Origin of the sequence: Methylobacterium sp. 285MFTsu5.1, from assembly GCF_000383455.1 — a bacterium.
Lineage (GTDB): Bacteria > Pseudomonadota > Alphaproteobacteria > Rhizobiales > Beijerinckiaceae > Methylobacterium.
Genome location: NZ_KB911283.1, coordinates 21,273 through 44,799, shown reverse-complemented (window position 1 = coordinate 44,799; position 23,527 = coordinate 21,273). Strand labels below are relative to the sequence as shown.

Genomic DNA, 23,527 nt, shown 5'->3' with positions numbered 1-23,527 from the left:
CCGGGCCGGCAGCGTGCCCGGGCACGGCCCCTCACACGGGCTCTCACACGGCCCTGCGCAGGACCGACCGGAACGGGCGCCGCTCCGGCTCCGGCGGGGGCGTCGGCTCCTCGGCGGGCGGGGTCGCCAGGACCTCCGCGCGCACCGGGCGCGGGGCCGCGAAGGCCGTCCCCTGCGCGAACGGCACGTCGAGGTCGATCAGGTCCGGGACGTCGGCCTCGTCGGCGACGCCCGTGGCGACGACGCGGATCCCGGCCCGGGCCAGGGCCGGCGCGGTGTCCTCCAGGGCGATGTCCGACAGGCTGTTGCGGCCCGCGCCGGGCCGGAGCAGCATCTCCGCCGGCACCTTGACCTGCCCGATGCCGAGCGCCGCGAGTTCGGCCGCGTCGAAGCGGAGGTCGTCCGGGCGGTCGAGGCTGAACCCGATCCGGCCCTGCAGGGGCGCGAGCAGGCCCCGCTGGCCGGCATCGAGACGGCGCCAGCTCTCCTGCGGCAGCGCGATGGTCAGGCCGGCCAGGGCCGGGTCGTCGGCGGCCGTGCGGGCCAGCTCGCGCAGGAGGCCGGGCTCGAACAGCGACAGCGGCGACAGCCCGTAGGTCAGCAGGGTCTCGCTGCCGCGCCGGGCGAGGTGGCGCGCCACGATGGTGGCCCGCTGCAGCATGCGGCGGTCGAGTTCGGTGGTGCGCCCGTAGCGCTCCAGCACCGGCAGGAAGATCTCGGGCTCGGCCGGCGGCGCGCCGGGGCCGCCGATCCGCAGCCGGGCCAGCGCCTCGTAAGCCACCACCTTGCGCTGCGGCAGGGTGACCACCGGCTGCAGGTGGATCTCCAGACCGTCCCCCTCGAAGGCCGCGACGATCGCGCCCTCGTCCGCGGGGGGGATTGCGGGCCAGGGCGGGATCGGCCGCGGCGGAATCGGCCGCGCCGGGACGGACGGGGCCGAGGCCGGGGCGAGCTGAGACCGGGGCGGGACTTGCTCGAGCGGGGCGGCCTGAACCTGCGGAGGCGGTACCGGCACGGGCTGCGGCGACGGGGCCGCTGCGGCATCCGGAAGGGCTGCGCCGGGCACCGCGGGCAGGGGCCGGGGCGCCTCGGCGGGTGCGATCGCGGGCCTGATCTCGGGCGCGATCTCCGGCCTCGCCTTGAGGCCCGCGATCTCGGCATCCTGGGCGCTCACGACCGTGGTGAGGTCGCGGACGATCCCGCTGAGGAGCCCGAACTCGACGGTCAGTTCCTCGATCTGGGCGCGCAGGGCGGCCTCGGCGGTCTCGGGCCGCGGCTGGGCCGCCGCGGTCGCGGCCGCCGTCTCGACCTTGAGCAGGCGCCGGGACAGCAGACCGACCTCGCCGGACAGCTTCTCGCAGCGCGCTTTGAGGGTGGCGATACGGGTCAGGGCGAGACCACCCGCCAGGGCGGCCGCGGCGCCGAGCGTCAGGGCACTCCAGAGCGGCAGGAACACCGCGAGCGGCCCGAGAACGACGAGCCCGAGAAGGCCGACCGTCAGCAGCCCCGCGTACCGGCCGAGGACCGGGACCATCGTCTGAACACCTGCCAGGAACGCGCGCCGGTCGCCGGGGGACATCCCGAGCGATCCCCACCGGGCGCGAACCGAATCGCAGGATCATTGGCCGCCCGCACCCCGCCCGGCAAGGCTCAGGGACCGCGATGGCGCGTCGCCACCTGTTAATTCCGGGCGGTGTGACGCCCGCGCCCGCTGGAACGTTGCGGATTCATCACGGCGGACCCGATTGCGGGGCGATCCGGGGAGGGTTGCGCGGCTTGCGAATGCGGACGGGATGAAAAAGGATCATAAAGCGTGGCCATGACGCCCGCCCCCCCGCGTACTCCCCGATTTCGCGCCGTTCTCGGCGCCGGCGCGCTCCTCGCGACCCTCGGCACGACGGCGCCGCGGGCCGCGGATCTCGGCGCGGATCTTCCGCGCACCACGCCGACCTTCGCGATGGTCGATCCCAACACTTGGATCGTCACGCTGAGCGGCTCGATCCAGGCCGTCCCGCGCTATCCGGGCGCGAGCGACTACACGGCCGTCGGTTACCCGTCGATCGACATCCGCCGGGTCGGCGAGCCGCGCCGCTTCTCGACGCCGGATGACGGGTTCAGCTTCTCGCTCTTCGACACCGAGTCGTTCCGCGTTGGCCCGACCGCGCGCTTCGTGCCGGGGCGCTACTACGGCGACGACCGGCGCCACCTGTACGGTTTCCGCGACGCCCGCTTCGCCGTGGAGCCCGGCGTGTTCGCGGAGTTCTACCCGGTCTCGTTCATCCGGACCCGCGTCGAGCTGCGCCAGGGCGTCTACGGGCACCACGGAACGGTCGGCTCGGTGGCGGCCGACTACCTGATCCCGGCGGAGAAGTTCCTGTTCTCCATCGGGCCGCGCCTCAATGTCGGCGATGCCAGCTACGCCCGGAAGTACTTCGGTGTCTCGCCGATCGAGGCGGCGCTGAACGGGCGCGTCACCCCCTACGATCCGCGCAGCTTCTACTCGGCCGGCGTGCTCGGCGGCATGACCTACACGCAGAGCGAGACCTGGGCCTACACGGCCTATGCCGGCTACACCCGGATCCTGGGCGCCTCCGGCGACAGCCCGCTGGTGCGGCGCCCGTTCGGCAACCCCAACCAGTATCAGTTCGGCCTGCGCATCGATTACGCCTTCCGCATGCCGGCGCTGTTCTGAGCCGACACCCGGCTTGCGCCGGCCCCGCCGGGCCCCGACATCCCGGGGAAGCGGTTATGGAGGCCCCGATGGACGAGACGCGCGCCGACCTGCTGATGCGGGTCGAGGGCATGACCTGCGACGGCTGCGCCGCCGCGGTGACCCGCACGGTGAAACGAATCGATCCCGCGGCCGACGTGCAGGTCGACCGGGACGCCGCGCGCGTGGCGATCCGCACCGACGCGCAGGCGCTGACCATCGCCGAGGCCCTGACCAAGGCCGGCTACACCGCGACGGCCATGACCGGCTGAGCCGGCTCGGCGTCCCGCGTTCGCGGGCCGCGGGTGGCACCGTGCGGCCGTCCGCGCGCACGGTGCGGTCCTCCCGGCCGGCGCGACGCTCGGCCGTGAAGCCTGGCCCGAGACGACGCGCCCCCGCCCCCCCTCAGGAGCGGCTCAGGAACATCCCGGTCAGGAGCAGGGCGAAGCCCGCGAGGCCGAACAGGCCTTCCTTGCGCCGGGTGCGGTCGAGGAAATGGGCGGCGGCGCCGGCCGCGCAACAGGCGGCGCCCAGGCCGATTGTCAGCGACGACATCTCGAGTCTCCTCCTCGCGCGTCGCTCGGCGGCGCGGCGAAAACGGTCCCTCTCGTGGGCCTGCCGGACGGCGTTGTCCGCACAGGATCGCGTCACGGCGCAAGATTTGCACGGCCCGCAGCTGCTGACAAGGCGCGACGCCCAAGTCCTCGCGGGATCCGCGACAGCAATGCGCGCGGGAACGACAGATCTTCGCGCGGCGGGCGTTCTGAATACCGCATTCAGAGGAGCCGCCGGCGCCGGCGAAGGGGGCGTCGTTGCGGCGGGCGGGACGCGTTGACCCGCGCGCCTTCGCGCGCTTAGACCTCCCGGCAGATCCGCCGGTCCCGCGCCCACCCGCCGTGCACGGCCCGGGGCGCTCCTCGCACCCGCGGCGGGATGTCCGCGAAAGGCTGCTCGGTACCCGATGCTCACCCCCTCCTCCGCCCGGTTCGACGTCGCGGTCGTCGGCGGCGGCCATGCCGGCGTCGAGGCCGCCGCCGCCGCGGCGCGCTGCGGCGCGCGCACCGCGCTGGTCACCCACGATCCGGCGACGATCGGGGTGATGTCCTGCAACCCGGCGATCGGCGGCCTCGGCAAGGGGCACCTTGTCCGCGAGGTCGATGCCCTGGACGGGCTGATGGGCCGGGTCGCCGACGCGGCCGGCATCCAGTTCCGCCTGCTCAACCGCCGCAAGGGACCGGCGGTGCGCGGCCCCCGGACCCAAGCCGACCGCAAGCTCTACGCGGCCGCCATGCAGTCGGCCGTGGCCGGGACCGAGGGGCTGACGGTCATCGCCGGCGCCTGCGAGGACTTGGCCTTCGACGCCGAGGGCCGCCTCCGCGGCCTCGTCCTGGCCGACGGCCGGACCCTCGCCTGCGGCGCGGTTGTACTGACCACCGGCACGTTCCTGCGCGGCCTGATCCATATCGGCGGGCGGCAGATCCCGGCGGGCCGCGTCGGCGAGGCGCCGGCGGTCGGGCTGGCGCGGACTCTCGACCGGCTCGGCCTGCGCCTCGGGCGCCTGAAGACCGGCACGCCCCCGCGCCTCGACGGGCGGACCATCGACTGGTCCGGCCTGGAGATGCAGGAGGCCGACGCCGAGCCGGTGCCGTTCTCGACGCTGACCGAGCGGATCACGACGCCGCAGATCCGCTGCGGCATCACCCGGACGAGCCGGGCGGTCCACGACCTGATCCGCGCCAACCTGCACCGCTCGCCGATGTATTCCGGCGGCATCGCCAGTCGGGGCCCGCGCTACTGCCCGTCGATCGAGGACAAGGTCGTGCGCTTCGGCGACCGGGAGGGGCACCAGATCTTCCTGGAGCCCGAAGGTCTCGACGACCCGACGATCTACCCGAACGGCATCTCCACGGCGCTGCCCGAAGAGGTGCAGCACGACCTCGTCCGCCTGATCCCCGGGCTGGAGCGGGCCGCGATCCTGCGGCCGGGCTACGCCATCGAGTACGATTACGTGGACCCCCGGGAACTCGACGTCGGCCTCCAGGTGAAGAGCCTGCCGGGCCTGTTCCTGGCCGGCCAGATCAACGGCACGACGGGCTACGAGGAGGCCGCCGGCCAGGGGCTGGTGGCCGGCCTCAACGCCGCCCGGCACGCGGGCGGCCTCGGCATCGCGGGCTTCGACCGGGCCGAGTCCTATCTCGGCGTGATGATCGACGACCTCGTGACCCAGGGAGTCAGCGAGCCCTACCGGATGTTCACCTCGCGCTCGGAGTACCGGCTGTCCCTGCGGGTCGACAACGCCGACGCCCGGCTGACGCCGCGCGGGATCGCGCTGGGCTGCGTCGGAGGACACAGGGCGGCCCATTTCGCGGCCGGGCAGGCGGCGCTCGACGCGGCGCGCGCCCGCCTCGACGCGGTGAGCCTGACGCCGAGCCAGGCCGCGGCCCACGGGATCGTCCTGAACCGCGACGGCATCCGCCGCACCGGCTTCCAGCTCCTCGCCTACCCGGAGATCGGCTGGTCCGACCTGGCGGCGGTGTGGCCGGACCTCGCCGAGGTCGCCCCGCGGATCGCCGACCGGATGAAGACCGACGCGACCTACGCGGTCTATCTCGACCGGCAGGACGCCGACATCGCGGCCTTCCGCCGTGACGAGGCCGTGCGCCTGCCGGCGGGGCTGGACTACGCGGCGATCAGCGGCCTCTCGAATGAGATGCGGGTGAAGCTCGAGACGGTGCGCCCCGGGACCCTCGGACAGGCGGCGCGGATCGAGGGCGTGACCCCGGCCGCCCTCACCCTGCTGGCCGCCCACGCGCGGCGCGGCGCGCGCGCGGCGTCGGCCCCCGCGGACCGGCTCCCGGCATGAGCGATCCGGATCGCGCCCGGGTTCTCGCGGCGGCCGGTGTTTCACGTGAAACAGCCGAGCGGCTCGACCTCTACGTGGCGCAGCTGCGGCGCTGGCAGCCGATCAAGAACCTTGTCGGCCCCGCGACGCTGGCGGAGGTCTGGAGCCGCCACATCGACGACGCGCTGCAGCTCCTCGACCTCGCGCCGGAGGCCCGCACGTGGCTCGATCTCGGCTCCGGGGCGGGCATCCCGGGCCTGATCCTCGCCATCGCCGGCCGGGAGCGCGGCGTCCGGGTCGATCTCGTGGAGAGCAACGCGCGCAAGTGCGCGTTCCTCACCGAGACCGCCCGGCTCACCGGGGCGCCGGCCCGGGTGCGCAACGCCCGCGTCGAGGCGGTGATCGGCGAGTACGTCGGGACCGACGTGGTCTGCGCCCGCGCCCTCGCCCCGATGGCGCAGCTCCTCGCCTGGACGGAGCCTCTGTTGAAAACGGGCACCACCGGCCTGTTTCCGAAGGGGCGGGACGTACAAGCAGAATTGACCCAGGCCGGCGCGCAGTGGAGAGTCGTTAACGACCTCGTGCCGAGCCGGACCGATTCCGAAGCCCGGATCGTGCGCGTCACTGCCCTCGCCGCCCCGAGCCACCGATGAGCGAAGCGATCCTCGGCGACCCCGCCGACAGGTCCATGGATTCATCCATGCGACGCCCTCTGCGCGTTCTGGCGCTCGCCAACCAGAAGGGCGGCGTCGGCAAGACCACGACGGCGATCAACCTCGGCACCGCCCTGGCGGCGATCGGCGAGGACGTGCTGGTCGTCGATCTCGACCCGCAGGGCAACGCCTCCACGGGTCTCGGGATCGACCGCGCCAAGCGCCGGGTCTCGACCTACGAGGTCATGGCCGGCGAGGCCTCGCTGGCGCAGGCGGTGGTCCCCACCGCCGTGCCGCGGCTGTCGCTGGCGCCCTCGACCATGGACCTCCTCGGCCTGGAGCTGGAGCTGGCCACCCTCCCCGACCGGGCGCACCGGCTGCGCGGCGTGCTGAAGAGCCTGACGCAGGCACCGAGCCTCAGCCGGATCAGCTACGTGCTGATCGACTGCCCGCCCTCGCTCAACCTGCTGACCATCAACGCGCTGGCGGCCGCCGACGCGGTGCTGGTGCCGCTGCAGTGCGAGTTCTTCGCCCTGGAGGGCCTCAGCCAGCTGCTGCGCACCGTCGAGCAGGTCCGCGGCGCCCTGAACCCGAAGCTGACGATCCAGGGCATCGTGCTGACGATGTTCGACCCGCGCAACAACCTCTCCGCCCAGGTCGTGGCGGACGTGCGCGGCTTCATGGGCGACAAGGTCTACGAGACCGTGATCCCCCGCAACGTCCGGATCTCCGAGGCGCCCTCGCACGGGAAGCCGGCGCTGCTGTACGACCTGAAATGCGCCGGCAGTCAGGCCTACCTGCGCCTCGCCTCGGAGGTGATCCAGCGCGAGGGCCGGGTTCCGGCCGCGGCCTGACGGGTTTGAGTCCCCCTCCCGGTTCGAGGGGCGAGTGTGGAGCGTGACACGGGTGGCGATCATGGCGGAGGAGGGGGCGAAGCCTCGACTGGGGCGCGGGCTCGCGGCGCTGATCGGTGACTTCAACGAGGCCGGCAAAGCTTCGGCCAAGGCCGAGGAGCAGCGCCGGGTCCCGATCGAGTTCCTGCGCGCCAACCCGCGCAACCCGCGCCGGAGCTTCGCCGAGACGGAGCTGTCCGAGCTGGCGGCCTCGATCGGCCAGCGGGGCATCATCCAGCCGATCGTGGTCCGCCCGATCGGCGACGTGCCCGGGACCTTCGAGATCGTGGCCGGCGAGCGGCGCTGGCGGGCCGCCCAGCGCGCCGGCCTCGACGAGGTGCCGGTGGTGGTGGTCGAGATCGACGACCGCGGCTCCCTGGAATTCGCCATCCTGGAGAACGTCCAGCGCACCGACCTCAACGCGATCGAGGAGGCGTCCGGCTACGAGCGCCTGATGAAGGATTTCTCGTACACCCAGAAGGAGCTGGCCGAGATCCTCGGCAAGAGCCGCAGCCATCTCGCCAACACGCTCCGGCTGCTCAACCTGCCGCTGTCCGTGCAGGAGCGGGTCACCGCGGGCGAGCTGACCGCCGGCCACGCGCGCGCGCTGCTGGCCGTGCGCGATCCGGAGGCGACGGCGCGGCGCGTCGTGGCCGAGAGCCTGTCGGTCCGGGACGTGGAGGCGATCGCCTCCGCGGAGGCCGCCCCGGCCGAGACGCCCCGCCCCGGGCGCCCGCGCCTCTCGGCCGAGCGTCCCGCGACGGTGCGCGACCTGGAACTGCGGATCCACCGGGCCCTCGGCGTCCCGGTCTCCTACAAGCCCAAGGACGCCGATTCGGGCGAGATCCGCATCCGCTACGAGACCCAGGACGAGCTGCAGGCCCTGCTCAACCGGTTCAAGGTCTCGGACGCCTGAGGAACCGTCCGGGCCAGCCTGAGGACCCGGGCTCAGCGAGCCCGGCGCGGGCCCGGCACGAGAGCGGTCAGCAGGCCGCGGCGCGCGGTGGTAGAGGGCGTGGTGTCTCGCTCAGGTCAGGCGGTCCGGGCCGGGCGATGGAGCACCGACATCGCGCGTCAGTGTCCGCGTCGGGTCGTGTCGCAGCCCTCTCGCATGCGGGCCTCTCCGGCCGAGACTGTCGCGCGGTACCCCCCTCTCCGGTGCGGGAAAGGCAATCCGCGCCGCCGACGGCGTGGCCTCAGCGCCGCCGCCGCGCACCCGCCTCCGCGACCCGCAGGAGGGCCGCCGAGGCCAGCGCGTGGGCCAGGTCGGGCTCGGCCCGCCGGCAGGCGAGGACGGCCTCCTGCAGGGCCGCCACGGCCTGCCGGAGGGTCCCGGGCGGCCACGCACCGAGCTGGCCCTCGATGCTGGCCCTGCGCTTGAAATGCAGGCCCCGCCACGTCGCCACCATCGTGGCAGGCGTCTTGTCGGGATTGTCGAGGCGGGTGGTGAGCAGCGTCAGAGCGTGCCGCAGCGCCGAGCCCAGCACCACGCCCGGGTCGAGGCCCTCGTGCCGGAAGCGGCGGTAGTCGCGCTCCACCGCATCGCGGCGGCCGTCGAAGGCGGCGTCGATCAGGGTGTTGAGCACGCTCGCCGCGACGTCGCTGGTCACGGCCTCCACGTGCTCGAGGGTCACGGTCCGGTCCCCCTCCCCCGCGGCGTAGAGGGCGAGCTTCTCGATCTCCATCAGGCTCGCCCGGCGGTCGCCGCCGAGGCTGCGGGCCAGGACCTCCCGTGCGGCGCGGTCGATGCGCAGGCCGCGCTCCTGGAGGGTGCGCTCGATCAAGTCCGAGAGGGTCCGCTCGTCGTCGGCGTAGCAGGGAATCGCGAGCGCCTTCGGCGAGCGCTCGCAGAGGGTGCGGAGCGGGTTGTTCTTGGCGAGGTCACCGGCCTCCACCACGATGCGGGCGTCGGCGACCGTCGCGCCCAGCACGGCCTCGACGGCCGGCGCGTAGTTGCGGGTGCCGGGCCGGACCCAGATCGACCGCCGGCCGCCGAACAGCCCCAGGGTCCCGGCCTCGTCGCACAGCCGGCCCGGATCGGAGGCGAGGGCGTCGCCGTCGATCCGCACCAGCGCGAACGGGTCGGCCGGGTCGTCGACGAAATCCTCGGCGAGCTTCCGGGCCCGCTCGGTCACCAGGCCGGTATCCGGCCCGAAGACCAGGATGACGGGGATGCGCGGATCGGGCCCGCGCCGGATCAGCCCCTCGATCTCGCCGGCCTTGACCGCCGTCACGTCGGATTACGGCTTCGTCGAGAGGACGGCGGCGAGGCGGCTCTTGATCTGGTCGGACAGCACGCTGGCCAGACGGATCTCGGCGTCCCGCGCCGCCCGCTGGCTGGCGAAGCGCTGCACCGAGCGGTCGTAGGTCGCGGTCGAGGTGGCGACGCCCTCGGTGTAGATTTTGGTGCCGCCCATATCCTCCAGGCTGTACTTGATGTTGGCCACCAGGGTGCCGGCCTCGGCGCGGCCGGTGGTGGAGGAAACGATCGGGGTCTGCACGATCTCGGAGCCCGAGAGCTTCAGCCGGTAGCGCTTGGTCGCCGGGTGGCCGGACCCGTCGAGGTCGAAGACCAGCTCGCTGCGCAGGTAGTGGCCGAGGCGCTCCTGGCCTTGGGCCATCGCGACGTCGTCGACCTGGACCGAGGCGAGCAGGGCCTGGACGGATTCCCCCGAGGCGGTCGGCCCGTAGAGCGGCCGGAAGCAGGCCGAGAGGCTCAGCGCCAGGCCGGTCGCGCAGGCGAGGCGGGCGATCCGCCCCGCGATGGAAACTCCCGAACCCACCATCCGCCGTCGTTCCGCCCCTGCCTGTCGGATCGTTCTAGCGCGGACACGGCGTTCCGCGCCACGACGCTACGGGGCAAACGTTACGATTCCTCTGCGGCAAGAGCGTGGTCGCCCGGTTTCCGAATGTGAGGCCGCGGCCGTCCGGAGAGCCCGGGATCGACCGGGCCGCCTAGGCGATCGCCGCGAGGTAGGCCGAGACCGTCACGACGGCCAGCACGGTCGAGACCAGCACCACGGTGGCGGTCAGGTCGGCCTCGCGCCGGTAGAACTCCGCCAGCATGAACGGCCCGGTGCCGGTGGGGAGGGCGGCCATGAGCACCGCGGTGTGCAGCAGGAGCGGGGGCAGGTCGAACAGGTAGCGGCCGAGGCCGTAGGCCAGGAGCGGGTGGAGCACCAGCTTCAGGCCGACGAGCAGCGCGGCGGTGCGCCCCTGCCCGCCCCCGGTCTGTCGGGGCTGGGCCAGGAACAGGCCGAGCGCCACCAGGGCGCAGGGCGCCGCCGCGCCGCCGAGGAGCTTCAGGAACGTGGCCACCGCGTCCGGCACGGCGAGGCCGGCGCTCGGCACCAGCGCGCCCAGCGCCGGTGCCACCAGCAGCGGGTTGCGCACCAGCGAGCGGCTGACCGTCCACCACACGGGCCGGCGCGCCCCGCCGCCCCTCCCCGACGCGGCCGCCTCGCGCCGCAGACCGGTCTCGATGAGCACGATCGCCACCGCGAAGACCCCGCAGACCGTGAGGATCGCCGCCACCGTGGTGGGCGCGAGCGCCTCCGGCCCGAAGGCGACGAGCGCCAGCGGGAAGCCCATGAAGCCGGTATTGGCGTAGCCGGCGTTGAGCCCGTCGACGGCGGCGTCCGCCAGCGGCCGCCCCGCCCCGCCGCGGATCAGCACGGCGAGGGCGAAGATCGCGAGGCTGCTGAGTCCGAAGGCGCCGATGAAGCCGGGCTTCCAGATGGTGCTCCAGTGGGCGTGCGCCGTCACGTCGAACAGCAGCGCCGGCAGGGCCAGGAAGACCACGAACCGGTTGAGTTCGGTGGTGGCGGCAGCCCCGAGCACGCCGACGCGCCGGGCCAGCCAGCCGGCGAAGATCAGCGCGAAGATCGGCAGCACGACCAGCAGGGTCGAGAGCATGGCGGGTCCGGGTCGGAGGACGATGCTCCGGCCTTAGGACGGTTTCCGATCCCGGCTCCAGTGCCGGGGACGGGGACCTGCCATGCCGCGGCCCCCGCTCCCGGACATTACCAGCGGTAGATCAGGCTGCCGATGACTGTCGCGGGCGCGCCGCGGTAGCAGAACCCGGCCTGGCAGGTCGTGTAGCTGCGGTCGAAGATGTTGGACGCGTTGATCTGCGCGCGGAAGCCCCTGTACTTCGGGTCGAGGGCCGCGAAATCGTAGGCGACCAGCGCGTCGAACAGGGTCACGGTCGGGTTGCGGACGGTGTTCTCGTCGTCGGCGAAGCTCGTCCCGGCGTAGCGGATGCCGCCGCCCAGTTGCAGGCCGGCCAGCGGCGAGCCGGGCGCGAACTGATAGGTCCCGAAGGCGGTGAAGCTGTCGCCCGGGATCCCCGAGAGGGCGTTGCCGTCGATCGGCCGCCCGGTGACCAGGGAGGTCTGGCGCAGATAGCGAAGGTTGAGGTGGGTGTAGGACAGCGTCAGGTTGGTTCCCGGCGCGAAGTTCGCCGTCAGCTCGGCCTCGAACCCTTTCGACTCGACCGACCCGGTCGCGACCTGATTGGCGATGTTGTTCGGATCCTGCCGCAGGAGCGACGATTGCACGATGTCGAACCCTGAGAACGACGTCGTGATGTTGGTGTTCGGGATGGCGGCCTTCACGCCGGCCTCGATCTGGTCGCCGGTCGCGGCCTTGAACGGGTTCCCGTTCACGTCGACGCCGACCTGCGGCGTGAAGGTCGTGGCGTAGCTGGCGTAGGGCACCAGGAAGTCGGTGAGCAGGTAATTCAGGCCGATGCGGCCCGAGAAGGCCCGATCGGTCTGGTCGGCGACCGTGCCGGCCGTCCGGTCGCTCGTGTTCTGGAAGACCCAGTCGTGCCGGCCGGTGAGGGTCAGCACGAAGCGCCCGAGCTTGGCCTGATCCTGCAAGTAGGCGCCGATCTGATCCTGCGCCTGGCTCTGGAAGTTCGTGTAGCGCGGCCGGGCGATGACCTGCTGCCCGTAGTTCAAGGTCAGGAGGTTGAGGTCCGGCGCGGCCCCGAAACCGAAGGCGCGCGTGTAGTCGTAATGGGCGTAATCGACCCCGCCGATCAGGGTGTGCTGGATCGGACCGGTGGTGAAGCGGCCCTCGAGCTGGTTGTCGAGGGAGATCTGGCCCAGCGTGTCCAGATAGGCGCCGGCCGTCCGCGCGCCCAGGCTCCGGGCCGGGTTCAGCCCCGTGATCGACGTGTAATCGTAATCCGCGCGAACGTCATAGTAGCGAAAGTTCTGACGGAAGATCAGATCCGGCGAGAACCTGTGCTCGAAGGCGTAGCCGACGCGATACTGCTGCTGCTTGTACTGGTTGAGCGCCGGATCGCCGGAGTAGAAATTGGTCACCCGGAAGCCCGGATCGTTGTAGAAGAAGGACGTTCCCGGCAAGCGCGACTCGAAATACTCGCTGAGGAAGGTGAAGCTGGTGTCGGAATCCGGGCGCCACGTGAAGGACGGGGCGATGAAGGTGCGGTCGTCGTCTCCGCCGGGCAGGTAGGTGTTGGACTGGCGCTTCACGCCGGTCACGCGGTAGGCCACCGTCCCGTCGGTGCCCGCCACCGGGCCGCCGATGTCGAAATTGCCCTGGAAGCGGTCGTAGTTGCCGGCCTGAAACTGCACCTCGCCAAAGGGTACGAAGACCGGGCGCTTCGAGGTCGAGTCGACGATGCCTCCGGGCGAGCCGAGACCGTAGAGGCCCGAGGCCGGACCCCTCAGGATGGTGACCGCGTCCAGCCCGTAGGGCTCGCTGCGCGGGATCGTCAGGCCCACGGCATTGAGGCGCAGGCCGTCGCGGAAGATGCCGTTGTAGGTCGCGCTGAAGCCGCGGATGTAGAAGGCATCGTAGCGGGGATCGAAGCCGAACACGCTGCTCGACACGCCCGGCGTGTAGGCGATCGCCTGGGCCAGATCCTGCACGTTGCGGTCGTTGAGCTGCTCGCGGGTGACCACCGAGACCGATTGCGGGGTCTCGAGCAGGGGCGTGTTGGTCTTGGTCGCCGCGGGGCTCACGCGCGCCACGTAGCCGGTGACGCCGGAGGGCCCGCCGCCGCCGCCGCTGGTGGCCGCGCCGCCGCCGTCGCCGCGGCTGACATTGCCGCCGCCGCCGCCGACGCCCGTCGGTGCCGCGGCGGCCGGGCGGGCGGCCTCCACGGAGATCTCGTCGAGCTGGACGGCGGCGCCCTGCGCGGCGGCCGCCGGAACGAGGGCGACGGTGGTCAGCGCGGTGGTGGCGAGGAGCAGACCGGACGGAGCGGAAAGAAACGACATCGGGGACCCACGAACGCGCCTCTACACGGCGCCCGGGGCTCCCGTACCATCGATCACGGCCGCTCGATCAAGCCGAAAACGTGTTGTAAATCACACACTTGGAAGCGTTCAAATCTACAATCGTTCGCGCCTAGAACTCGAGCGGGGGCTCCCGCAGGGCGGTCGCCTCCCGGGTGCAGGCGGCCTGATCGGGAACCGTCCCGGGGCTGGCGAGGGCGCCGCGAAGCTCGGCGCGGGCCTTGTCGAGATCGGCGCGGAAGGCCGCGTCGCCCATCAGGGCGGCGAAGACCGCGGTGCCGGTCAGGCGTCCCGCGGCCACGTCGCTGAGCCAGTGCACGCCGCAGACGATCCGGCTCTCGCCGTAGGCCCGGCCGCGGGCCAGGATCGGGGTCGCCTTCTCGGGCACCAGGGAGGCGAGGATCAGCGCGTAGGCCCAGCCCTGCGTGGCGTGGCCCGACGGGTAGCTGAAGCTGTCGGCCAGGGCCTGGCTGCGCTGCACGCAGATCGGCGCCTCGTTGCCGACGAACGGGCGGAGGCGCCGGTAATGGACCTTGGGTCCCCGCGTCGCCCGGGCGAGATCCAGGCGGGCGCGCTCCAGGAGGTTGATCACCGCCGGCACCCGCGCCTGATCGATCCGGGTGCCGAGCACGCAGGCGAAGTTCTCCAGGACGGCGGCGGCGCCCTCGGACACGTCGTTGGCGGCCAGCTCCCAGCGCGGCGACCCCTTGAGGGCGCGGGTGCTGTTGAAGGCCGCCCGGTCGGCCTTGTCGAGGGGCGCGTCGTGGGCCGGCGGGGAGGGCAGGAACTGGACGGCGTCCGGCACCGCCGCATCGGCCAGATAGGGCTTCACGGCCGGCTTGCCGGGCTTCAGCGTGTCGGCACCGAGGGACGGGGCCGCCGGTGTTGCCGGGGGGGCCGAGGGGGCTGGGCGGGGGGAATCCTCGGCGCGGGCCGCGACGGCCAGGAGGAGGGCGAGGGCGGCCGGGGCGAGGAGGGGCAGGGACGGCGTGCGCAGCATCGGATCCGGGACTCTCTCGGATGGAATCTGCGGGGCGCGCCCGCTGCCGGAGGAACGGCTCAGCCGGCCCGTTCAGTCCCTGCACAGGCGGCCCGATCTGTCCAGCGTGCGGCGGCCGAGGCGCCTTATGAACCGCTGCATGTTGTAGGTGCGCATTCCGATCGGCGCGCGGTGCGAAGCGTCGTCAGAGCATGGCGATGCCCGGGGAAACGCACGTCGACAACCTCCGATGCAAGCCCGAGGCAAGTTTGCTCGGCAACACTGACCGGTAGATGTTCTATCGCGGGCAGCGCAAAGCGGCACTCTGATGATTGACACCCAGAAGAAGGATCACCGCCGCGAAGAACTTGGGTCCCTCTACGTCATCACGGCGCATGAATTCAATCATGTCGCGAGATCGACGCCGATAGACAGGAGATTTTTCGACAGGGACCTCCCCGCGAAATTCTATTTCGTCGATAAAACCGGCGCGCCACGCGATTTTCGGAGCACGTACATCGAGGAACGCATCCTCAATCCCAGCATCATTGACGCCGGGAGCAGATTTATCGCGGAATGGTCGTTCCTTCTCACTGAATTCGATAAGCCTTTCGCACAGTATCCGTTCTTCGTCGTGTCGTCACGGTTCTTCGAGAAGAATCTGTCCCTACCCCTGGAGCTTCAGACGTTGCTGGCGTTCGCCTTCCCGTGCCTGAAGTGTTACGGATGGGGATACTTACCTTCGTACGATCGAAAGGCCAATTTCCAAGATCTCCAATTCTACAAGGAAGTTGGCTATCTCGGCATCAAGGATGAGGGAATCGCTTTTCTCGACGGGCTGTACGGCGTGCGCTTCGTCGATCAGTACCGCATGATTTCCGATTTTTTCTGCAACTATATCGGCTTCCAATCGCGTGAACATCTTATCGAGTACGTCAAATTCTACCTTCCATTGATACGAAGATTTTTTGACGCAGACTGGAACATCGTTCGACAGCCCGAATTCTACGTGCGCAGAACAGGGACGTATCGGAACGAGAAGCCATTCACCTTCCTTCTGGAAATGGCGTCCCATTTGTTCTTCTACAAGAATAACCTGAGGTTTTGTGGCGTCAGCTACGACGGCATTCACGAAGTCGACGAGCGCGAAACGATCATGAGGCCGATCATAACGTGGGATCAGGCGGGATGACCGGCTAGAACCTTTCCGGGAGCCCTCGAACGGATTCAGCCTTCCCGGATCGCGGCGGCCACGGCGTCCGGATGCTCCTCGTGCGGGCTCAGGGCGCCGGGGATCGCGGCGCCGGTCACGCGGCCGCCGGCGACGAGGGCGTCCATCTCGGCGCCCGAGCGCCGCGGGGCGCCCGCGGGGCGCAGCACCAGGGTCGGCGGCAGGCCGTCGCCGAACAGGGCCAGGAAGGCGTCGCGGCTGCCCACCGGGTCGAGGCCGCCGGTGACGAAGGCGGCGGTGCCGAAGCGGCCGTTGCGCTGGCGGGTGATGGCGTGCTTGTCGCGGACCACCGCCGGGGTGACCCGGGCCGCGTCGGCGTAGACGTGGGCGCGCATCATCCGGCCGATGATCGGCGGGCTGATGTTGATCCGGTAGAGCGCCTCGCCGAGGATCGGGGCCTCCACGGCCCGGCGGATGCGCGGGAACCAGTGCGCCCGCCCCGGCATCGCGGTGGGCAGCGGTCCCCGCCAGGTCGGGGCCACCAGGACCAGCCGCCCGAAGGCCCCCGGGTGGCGCCGCGCCGCCGCCACGAGGTAGCCGGCGGCGTGGCCGGCCGCGACGCCGAGGGCGTAGGGGCCGGGCGCGGCCGCCAGCAGGGCGTCCAGGAAGGCGTGGAAGGTCGCCGGGGCGAGGGGGACCCGCGCCCGCGGCCGGGCGCCGAAGCCCGGCCAGTCGGGGACGAGGCAGCGGTACTCCGTCCCGAGGCGGCCGGCGAGGCCGCGCATCTCGGCCCGCGTCGAGATGGTCGACAGGGCCGGGAGCAGGAGCGCGTCCGGCCCCGCCCCGATCCGGTCGCAGGGGGTCGGCACCGTCCGGCCCGCCACCGTCAGGGTCAGCTCGGACGTCTCCATCGCGCTCCAGCCAGGTCCCGGATGAATCAGGTGCGCAGCAGCTCGTTGATGGCGGTCTTGGACCGCGTGCCGGCATCGACGCGCTTGACGATCACCGCGCAGTAGAGGCCCGGGCCCGGCGTGCCGTCCGGCAGCGCCTTGCCGGGCATCGTGCCCGAGACGACCACCGAGTAGGGCGGCACCCGGCCGTACATGACCTCGCCGGTGGTCCGGTCGACGATCTTGGTGGAGGCGCCGATATAGACGCCCATGGACAGGACGCTGCCCTGGCCGACGATGACGCCCTCCGCCACCTCGGCGCGGGCGCCGATGAAGCAGTCGTCCTCGATGATCACCGGGTTGGCCTGGAGCGGCTCCAGGACGCCGGCGATGCCGGCGCCGCCCGAGATGTGGCAGTTCTTCCCGACCTGCGCGCAGGAGCCGATCGTCACCCAGGTGTCGACCATCGTGCCCTCGCCGACATGGGCGCCGAGATTGACGAAGCTCGGCATCAGCACGGCGCCGGGGGCGATGTAGGAGCCCCGGCGGACGAAGCAGCCCGGCACGGCGCGCAGGCCCGCGGCGCGGAACTCGGCCTCGCCCCAGCCGGCGAATTTCGACGCGACCTTGTCCCACCAGGGCGCGCCGCCGGGGCCGCCCTCGATCGTCGCCATGTCGTTGAGGCGGAAGGAGAGCAGCACCGCCTTCTTCAGCCACTGGTTCACCACCCAGTCGTGGTTGCCCGACTTCTCGGCGACGCGGGCCTTACCCGAATCGAGCAGCTCCAGGGCCGCCTCGACCGCCTCGCGCACCGCGCCCTTGGTGGCGGTCGACACGTTGGCGCGGTCGTCCCAGGCGGCTTCGATGGTCTGGGCGAGATCGGAATGGGCGAGATCGGAATGGGGCTTGCCGGCCTGGGACATGGGACGGGTCAGAACTCTTGCGGCGGGAGCCCGTGCTTACAAGCGGCCACCGGAGCTGTCACCTGAGGAGATGCCGTCGATGACCTCGAGCAGTTCGCGCACCTGATCGAGATCGGTCACCAGGCCGGCGAGGTCGTCCGCCAGGGTGTCGTGGACGGCCCGCGCGGCGGCGGGGAACTCCTCCAGCACGCGGCGCATCAGCATCGGGGTGATCCGCATCACCGCGGCGCTCCCCTCGGCCCGGGCCTCGGTCGGGCGCGTCCCGCGCACGAACAGGGCGAGCTGGCCGATCAGGGCCGAGCGCCCGGCCCGCACCGGCTCGGCCGTCGGAACCCGGGGCTCCAGGCGGATCGTGCCCGCCATCACCACGAAGCCGCCATCGGCCGGATCGCCGCGGGCGAAGAGCAGGTCGCCGTCCGCGAGGTCGCGCCGCTCGGCCGCGAAGGTCAGCAGGCGCAGGGCGTCCCGGTCGAGGAAGCCGAACAGCGGCGCGGCCGCGAGGATCGCGATATCGTCGTCGAGCCCCAAGAACGCCTCACCACCCTGCGCATACGCGAACCCGCCGGATCGCCTACACGTAAAGCTTCAATTCGTCAGGGCAGCAACTTGTATCCGCCGCCCTCGGTCACGAGGATCGCGGCGGTGGCGGGGTTCGGCTCGATCTTCTGGCGCAGCCGGTAGATATGCGTCTCCAGCGTGTGCGTGGTCACCTGGGCGTTGTAGCCCCAGACCTCGGCCAGCAGGGTGTCGCGGTTCACCACGGCCCGGCCCGCCCGGTAGAGGAAGCGCAGGATCGCGGTCTCCTTCTCGGTGAGCTTCAGCTTGGAGCCGCGCTCGCCGACGAGGAGCTTGGCGCCCGGGCGGAACGTGTACGGGCCGATCTGGAAGACCGCGTCCTCGGAGGCCTCGTGGCTGCGCAGGTGGGCGCGGATCCGGGCCAGCAGGATGCCGAACTTGAACGGCTTGGTGACGTAGTCGTTGGCGCCGGCCTCCAGCCCCTCGACGTGATCCGCCTCGGAATCCTGGGCGGTCAGCATGATCACCGGGCCGCGGAAGCCGGCGGCGCGCATCCGGCGCACGGCCTCGCGCCCGTCGAGGTCGGGCAGGCCGACATCCATGACGGCGAGGTCGATCCGCTCCGCGGCGACCCGCCGGATCGCGTCGGTGGCGTTGGCCTCGGTGAAGACCGTGAACTCGTCGCAGAGATCGAGCTGCTCGGTCAGGGTATCGCGCAGGACCGCGTCGTCGTCGCAGATCAGCAGGCGGTAGACATTCGGCATCGTCCGGGCCCCAATGCGTGCTGCGGGAGGGGCGAGGGCCGCCTGCCGGGTGCAGCATGCGATGATGTCAGATCTCGGCAGGATCGCGCGACGACCCTACCCAGGCTTGTGTTTCCGCATCCTTTCGCCGCCGTGACAAGCGCCCCGGCGAACGGGCTGCGGGATCGGGGGCGCGCCGCTCCGGGATCACGGCGGCGGTCCCCGCGGCGCGGCGGGGGGCTGGCGCGCTCCCGAATCCCGGCTCGGCGGCCCGGGTTCAACCGAGAGATAGAGCATCCTTTGTGGCCGGAAGTTGCCTTGTGCGCAATTTTTCACCGGTTCGAAGTACCGATCCCGGGCATAAGGCCCCGGGACCGGGCGGATTCGGGAGGACGGAGATGCGGCGGCCGAGCAGGGGACCCATCCGCCTGACCCTGGGGGAGATCCGCGTCCGCGCCCTCGTCGGGGACCGGCGGCGCGGGCAGCTCCTCGTCGGCCCGGCGGTGATTCCCTGCGCCCTCGGGGCGGGCGGGATCGTCGGCGACAAGCGCGAGGGCGACGGCGGCTCGCCGCGCGGGCGCTTCCGCCTGCGCGGCGGCGCGTACCGGCCCGACCACCTCGCGGTCCGGCCGCGCACGCTGCTGCCCCTGCGGGCGACCCGCCCCGACGACGGCTGGTGCGACGAGAGCCGGGACCGCCGCTACAACCGGCCGATCCGCCTGCCGGCCCCGGGGGTCAGCGCCGAATCGATGTGGCGGGGCGACGGGCTCTACGATGTGGTGATCGACCTCGACTACAACCGCGCCCCGATCCGGAAGGGGCGGGGCTCGGCGATCTTCCTGCACATCGCCCGGGACGGCTACCGCCCCACGGAGGGCTGCGTCGCCCTGGCCCGGGCCGATCTCCTGCGCCTGCTCGGGCGCCTCGGGCCGCGGACGCACCTGCGGATCGGCTGAGGCCCGGGCCCAGGTTGAGGCCCGGGCCCAGGTTGAGGCCCGGGCCCAGCGTCAGGCCTTCCGGGTCCGGGCCCCGAAGATCGCGGTCCCGACCCGGACATGGGTGGCGCCGATCTGGATCGCCGCTGGGAAGTCCGCGCTCATGCCCATGGAGAGGATCGGCAGGTTGTGCTCGTGGGCGAGCCGGGCCAGCAGGGCGAAATGGGCCGAGGGCGGGTCGTCCGCGGGCGGGATGCACATCAGGCCCTGGATCGCCAGCCCGTGGGTCTCCTGGCACTCCGAGAGGAGGGTGGCGAGCTGGTCCGGGAGCACGCCGCCCTTCTGCGGCTCCGCGCCGGTGTTGACCTGGATGAGCAGCTTCGGGGTCCGGCCGGACCGCTCGATCTCCTTGGCCAGGGCCGCCGCGAGCGACAGCCGGTCGAGGGAGTGGATCACGTCGAACAGCGCCACCGCCTCCCGGGCCTTGTTGGATTGCAGCGGCCCAACGAGGTGCAGCTCCACGTCCGGGAAGCGGTGGCGGAGGGCCGGCCACTTCGCGGTGGATTCCTGGACGTAGTTCTCGCCGAAGACGCGATGGCCGGCCTTCAGCGCCGGCAGGATGCCCTCGGCCGGTACGGTCTTGGAGACCGCCACGAGTTGCACTTCGGCCGGGTCGCGCTCCGAATCCTCGGCCGCGCGGGCGATGGCGGCGCGCACCTCGGCGAGCCCGGCCGCGACATCGGCCTGACCGACGGGGAGCTTGTCGGTCCTCTGTCCCATCCCGTCGGTCGGAGGGGCGTTCGTGCCGGTCGTCGCGTCGTCCATGGCGTGCCTGTCCTGTCGCTGCCGGGCGTCGGTCTGCGTGGTATGAGCCTCGGCGCGCGTCGTCGTCGCGCCTGATCCCCGCCGACCTATGCGTTCGCGCGCCCCGCGCAAGCCCGAATCGCGCGCCGCGTTGACCGGCTGCGGCGCAGATATGCTATCGCGGCGCGACCGTGCCGTGGTCATCCTTCGGAATGACCGACGAGCCCCTGACGCAGCCGGATCCATGACCGCCAGCACCGCCCCCCAGCCCGTCGAGCGCTACAACGCCAAGGATGCCGAGCCGCGCTGGCAGGAGGCCTGGGCCGAGAAGCGGCTGTTCGAGACCGACAATGCCGACGGCCGCCCGAAATACTACGTGCTCGAGATGTTCCCCTACCCGTCGGGGCGCATCCACATGGGCCACGTCCGCAACTACGCGATGGGCGACGTGGTCGCCCGCTACAAGCGCGCCCGCGGCTTCAACGTGCTGCACCCGATGGGCTGGGACGCCTTCGGCCTGCCGGCCGAGAACGCCGCCATGGAGCGCAAGGTCAACCCACGGGACTGGACCTACGCCAACATCGCGTCGATGCGCGACCAGCTGAAGGCCATGGGCCTGTCGCTCGACTGGAGCCGGGAGATCGCGACCTGCGATCCCGACTACTACAAGCACCAGCAGCGCATGTTCCTGGACTTCCTGGCCAAGGGCCTCGTCACCCGCCGCACCGCGAAGGTGAACTGGGACCCGGTGGACCACACGGTGCTGGCCAACGAGCAGGTGATCGACGGCCGCGGCTGGCGCTCCGGCGCGCTGGTGGAGCAGCGCGAGCTGACCCAGTGGTTCTTCAAGATCACCGACTTCGCCGAGGACCTGCTGACCGCCCTGGACGGGCTGGACCGCTGGCCCGAGAAGGTCCGGCTGATGCAGAAGAACTGGATCGGCCGCTCGGAGGGCCTGGAGGTTCAGTTCGCCCTGGCCCGGCCGGTGGCCGGCGCGGCCGATCCGGTGACCGTCTACACGACCCGGCCCGACACCCTGTTCGGCGCCAAGTTCCTGGCGATCGCCGCCGACCATCCCCTGGCCGCCGCGCTGGCCGAGGGACGGCCGGAGCTGCAGACCTTCATCGAGGAGTGCCGTCGCACCGGCACCGCCCAGGCCGCCATCGACACCGCCGAGAAGCACGGCTTCGACACCGGCCTGACCGTCCGCCATCCCCTGGACCCGTCCTGGGAGCTGCCGGTCTACGTGGCGAACTTCGTGCTCATGGAGTACGGCACCGGCGCGGTGTTCGGCTGCCCGGCGCACGACCAGCGCGACCTCGATTTCGCCAACAAGTACGGGCTCGGCAACACGCCCGTGGTCTGCCCGGAAGGGCAGGATCCGGCGAGCTTCGTGATCACCGACACCGCCTATGTCGAGGACGGGCGGATGATCAACTCGCGCTTCCTCGACGGGATGCGCACGGACGAGGCCTTCGAGGCCGTGGCCCGGCGCCTCGAAGGGGAGGGGGTCGCCCGGCGCAAGGTCCAGTTCCGCCTGCGCGACTGGGGCGTCTCCCGGCAGCGCTACTGGGGCTGCCCGATCCCGATCATCCACTGCGACAGCTGCGGCCCGGTCCCGGTGCCGGTGGCCGACCTGCCGGTGAAGCTCCCCGAGGAGGTGTCGTTCGATCAGCCCGGCAACCCGCTGGAGCGCGACGCGGCGTGGCGGAACGTGCCCTGCCCGCATTGCGGCGCGCCGGCCCGGCGCGAGACCGACACGATGGACACGTTCGTCGACTCGTCCTGGTACTACGCGCGCTTCACCGCGCCCTGGCTGGCGGACGCGCCCACCGACCGGGCCGTGGTCGACCGCTGGCTGGCGGTGGACCAGTATATCGGCGGCATCGAGCACGCGATCCTGCACCTGCTCTACGCCCGGTTCTTCATGCGGGCGATGCGCGAGACCGGCTGGGCCGGCGTGGCCGAGCCGTTCGCCGGCCTGTTCACGCAGGGCATGGTCGTCCACGAGACCTACAAGGACGCGGCCGGCGCCTGGGTGCCGCCGGCCGAGATCCGCTTCGCCACCGAGGAGGGCGAGCGCCGCGCGTTTCACGTGAAAACTCAGGCGCCGATCGCGATCGGCCCGATCGAGAAGATGTCGAAGTCGAAGAAGAACGTGGTCGACCCCGACGACATCATCGCGAGCTACGGGGCCGACACGGCGCGCTGGTTCATGCTGTCCGACTCGCCGCCCGAGCGCGACGTGATCTGGACCGAGGAGGGCGTGCAGGGCGCGGCCCGGTTCGTCCAGAAGGTCTGGCGGCTGGTGAACGCGGCCGGGCAGGCGGCGGGCGACGGCGCCGCGGACCTGACCCTGCGCAAGGCCGCCCACCGGGCGCTCGCCTCCGTGCAGGACGATATCGAGCGCCTGCGCTTCAACCGCTGCGTCGCCCACATCTACACCCTGGCCAACGCCCTGGAGGACGGCCTGCGCGGGCCGGTCTCGGCCGGTGCCGCCCAGGAGGCGGCCGGCATCCTGGTGCAGCTCATCGCCCCGATGATGCCGCACCTCGCCGAGGAGTGCTGGTCCGTCCTCGGCCGCGGTGGCCTCGTCGCCCAGGCGCCCTGGCCCGAGACCGAGGCGGGGCTCCTGGTCGAGGACGAGATCACCCTGCCGGTCCAGATCAACGGCAAGAAGCGCGCGGACGTGACCGTGCCGCGGGACGCCGACGCCAAGGCCGTGGAGGCCGCGACCCTGGCGCTGGAGGCCGTCCAGAAGGTGCTGGAGGGCAAGGCGCCGCGGAAGGTGATCGTGGTGCCGGGGCGGATCGTGAACCTGGTGGTGTGATCCGGCGTCCGGTTGATGGCATCGATCTGACCGTCTTTGCGAGCGGAGCGAAGCAACCCAGCGGCACGACGCCCACCGAGGTCGCGCTACCCTGGGTCACTTCGCTTCGCTCGTGATGACGGAGCGCGTGACGCCGGCCGAGAGCCTCCTCGGGACATGGAGAGAACCCCGGATCGTGACGTTCCGCTCGATCCTCTGTCCGTCCGTAGATCCGATCGTGAGGTGCCTGCCCCGGCAGGCCTCGAATGAGGGATCCAGTCGGCCGCACGAGCCCTGAAAGGGCTCCTTCGAGGCTCCTTCGAGGCTCCTTCGAGGCTCCTTCGAGGCTCCTTCGAGGCTCCTTCGAGGCTCCTTCGAGGCTCCTTC

At 71.7% G+C, this 23,527-nt stretch carries 21 protein-coding genes; 9 read left to right on the top strand and 12 right to left on the bottom strand.

Annotated features, from left to right (window positions below):
- Nucleotides 1–43 precede the first annotated feature (43 nt).
- Complete coding sequence (locus H288_RS0119735) at nt 44–1,579, bottom strand: EAL domain-containing protein (protein ID WP_020094299.1); 1,536 nt, start codon at nt 1,577–1,579, stop codon at nt 44–46.
- Between the two features lie 240 nt (nt 1,580–1,819).
- Here H288_RS0119735 and H288_RS0119730 point away from each other — a divergent pair, with 240 nt between their 5' ends.
- Both H288_RS0119730 and H288_RS0119725 read left to right on the top strand, forming a co-directional pair.
- The gene (locus H288_RS0119730) at nt 1,820–2,692 is read left to right on the top strand and encodes a MipA/OmpV family protein (RefSeq protein WP_020094298.1); all 873 of its coding nucleotides are present in this window, start codon (nt 1,820–1,822) and stop codon (nt 2,690–2,692) included.
- A 68-nt stretch (nt 2,693–2,760) separates the two neighbouring features.
- Nucleotides 2,761–2,982 carry a heavy-metal-associated domain-containing protein gene (locus H288_RS0119725; RefSeq protein WP_026605107.1) on the top strand — a complete coding sequence of 74 codons (222 nt, stop codon included), beginning with the start codon at nt 2,761–2,763 and terminating at the stop codon, nt 2,980–2,982.
- A 133-nt stretch (nt 2,983–3,115) separates the two neighbouring features.
- On the opposite strand, the gene H288_RS35685 is transcribed toward H288_RS0119725, so the two are convergent.
- Complete coding sequence (locus H288_RS35685; protein WP_020094296.1) at nt 3,116–3,265, bottom strand: hypothetical protein; 150 nt, start codon at nt 3,263–3,265, stop codon at nt 3,116–3,118.
- A gap of 406 nt (nt 3,266–3,671) precedes the next feature.
- Between H288_RS35685 and mnmG the strand changes: the two genes are divergently transcribed.
- The 4 genes from mnmG to H288_RS0119700 all read left to right on the top strand — a co-directional run bounded on the left by mnmG (nt 3,672) and on the right by H288_RS0119700 (nt 8,014).
- Nucleotides 3,672–5,573, top strand: a complete 1,902-nt coding sequence (gene mnmG, locus H288_RS0119715; RefSeq protein WP_020094295.1) for a tRNA uridine-5-carboxymethylaminomethyl(34) synthesis enzyme MnmG — start codon at nt 3,672–3,674, stop codon at nt 5,571–5,573.
- Nucleotides 5,570–6,205, top strand: a complete 636-nt coding sequence (gene rsmG / locus H288_RS0119710; RefSeq protein ID WP_020094294.1) for a 16S rRNA (guanine(527)-N(7))-methyltransferase RsmG — start codon at nt 5,570–5,572, stop codon at nt 6,203–6,205. Before mnmG ends, rsmG begins: the two co-directional genes overlap by 4 nt.
- Complete coding sequence (locus tag H288_RS0119705; RefSeq protein WP_020094293.1) at nt 6,202–7,059, top strand: AAA family ATPase; 858 nt, start codon at nt 6,202–6,204, stop codon at nt 7,057–7,059. Before rsmG ends, H288_RS0119705 begins: the two co-directional genes overlap by 4 nt.
- Nucleotides 7,060–7,120: 61 nt before the next feature.
- Entirely contained in the window at nt 7,121–8,014 is an 894-nt protein-coding gene (locus H288_RS0119700) for a ParB/RepB/Spo0J family partition protein (protein WP_026605106.1), read from the top strand.
- A 280-nt stretch (nt 8,015–8,294) separates the two neighbouring features.
- Here H288_RS0119700 and holA read toward each other — a convergent pair whose 3' ends face one another.
- From holA to H288_RS0119675, 5 genes are all read right to left on the bottom strand, one after another.
- The gene (gene holA, locus H288_RS0119695) at nt 8,295–9,332 is read right to left on the bottom strand and encodes a DNA polymerase III subunit delta (protein ID WP_020094291.1); all 1,038 of its coding nucleotides are present in this window, start codon (nt 9,330–9,332) and stop codon (nt 8,295–8,297) included.
- A 6-nt stretch (nt 9,333–9,338) separates the two neighbouring features.
- Nucleotides 9,339–9,884 carry an LPS assembly lipoprotein LptE gene (gene lptE, locus H288_RS0119690; protein WP_020094290.1) on the bottom strand — a complete coding sequence of 182 codons (546 nt, stop codon included), beginning with the start codon at nt 9,882–9,884 and terminating at the stop codon, nt 9,339–9,341.
- Between the two features lie 169 nt (nt 9,885–10,053).
- Entirely contained in the window at nt 10,054–11,013 is a 960-nt protein-coding gene (locus H288_RS0119685; RefSeq protein ID WP_020094289.1) for an AEC family transporter, read from the bottom strand.
- A 107-nt stretch (nt 11,014–11,120) separates the two neighbouring features.
- On the bottom strand, nt 11,121–13,352 hold the full coding sequence (locus H288_RS0119680; protein WP_020094288.1) for a TonB-dependent siderophore receptor: 2,232 nt from the start codon (nt 13,350–13,352) through the stop codon (nt 11,121–11,123).
- A 130-nt stretch (nt 13,353–13,482) separates the two neighbouring features.
- A complete protein-coding gene (locus H288_RS0119675) occupies nt 13,483–14,370 on the bottom strand; it encodes a phosphatase PAP2 family protein (protein WP_020094287.1) in 888 nt (295 codons plus the stop codon).
- A gap of 307 nt (nt 14,371–14,677) precedes the next feature.
- On the opposite strand from H288_RS0119675, the gene H288_RS0119665 reads away from it, so the two are divergent.
- On the top strand, nt 14,678–15,541 hold the full coding sequence (locus H288_RS0119665) for a hypothetical protein (RefSeq protein WP_020094286.1): 864 nt from the start codon (nt 14,678–14,680) through the stop codon (nt 15,539–15,541).
- Between the two features lie 35 nt (nt 15,542–15,576).
- Here the strand turns inward: H288_RS0119665 and H288_RS0119660 are convergent, their stop codons facing one another.
- The 4 genes from H288_RS0119660 to H288_RS0119645 all read right to left on the bottom strand — a co-directional run bounded on the left by H288_RS0119660 (nt 15,577) and on the right by H288_RS0119645 (nt 18,613).
- Nucleotides 15,577–16,431, bottom strand: a complete 855-nt coding sequence (locus H288_RS0119660; RefSeq protein ID WP_020094285.1) for an alpha/beta hydrolase — start codon at nt 16,429–16,431, stop codon at nt 15,577–15,579.
- A gap of 26 nt (nt 16,432–16,457) precedes the next feature.
- Nucleotides 16,458–17,333: a 2,3,4,5-tetrahydropyridine-2,6-dicarboxylate N-succinyltransferase gene (dapD, locus tag H288_RS0119655; protein ID WP_020094284.1), complete on the bottom strand. Its 876-nt coding sequence runs from the start codon at nt 17,331–17,333 to the stop codon at nt 16,458–16,460.
- A 36-nt stretch (nt 17,334–17,369) separates the two neighbouring features.
- The gene (locus H288_RS0119650) at nt 17,370–17,861 is read right to left on the bottom strand and encodes a Crp/Fnr family transcriptional regulator (protein WP_020094283.1); all 492 of its coding nucleotides are present in this window, start codon (nt 17,859–17,861) and stop codon (nt 17,370–17,372) included.
- A 65-nt stretch (nt 17,862–17,926) separates the two neighbouring features.
- Nucleotides 17,927–18,613: a response regulator transcription factor gene (locus tag H288_RS0119645; protein ID WP_020094282.1), complete on the bottom strand. Its 687-nt coding sequence runs from the start codon at nt 18,611–18,613 to the stop codon at nt 17,927–17,929.
- A gap of 377 nt (nt 18,614–18,990) precedes the next feature.
- On the opposite strand from H288_RS0119645, the gene H288_RS0119640 reads away from it, so the two are divergent.
- A complete protein-coding gene (locus H288_RS0119640; protein WP_020094281.1) occupies nt 18,991–19,548 on the top strand; it encodes a L,D-transpeptidase family protein in 558 nt (185 codons plus the stop codon).
- A gap of 51 nt (nt 19,549–19,599) precedes the next feature.
- Here H288_RS0119640 and H288_RS0119635 read toward each other — a convergent pair whose 3' ends face one another.
- The gene (locus tag H288_RS0119635) at nt 19,600–20,307 is read right to left on the bottom strand and encodes a YggS family pyridoxal phosphate-dependent enzyme (protein WP_199778775.1); all 708 of its coding nucleotides are present in this window, start codon (nt 20,305–20,307) and stop codon (nt 19,600–19,602) included.
- Between the two features lie 268 nt (nt 20,308–20,575).
- Here H288_RS0119635 and leuS point away from each other — a divergent pair, with 268 nt between their 5' ends.
- Entirely contained in the window at nt 20,576–23,161 is a 2,586-nt protein-coding gene (gene leuS / locus H288_RS0119630; protein WP_020094279.1) for a leucine--tRNA ligase, read from the top strand.
- Nucleotides 23,162–23,527: the final 366 nt, after the last annotated feature.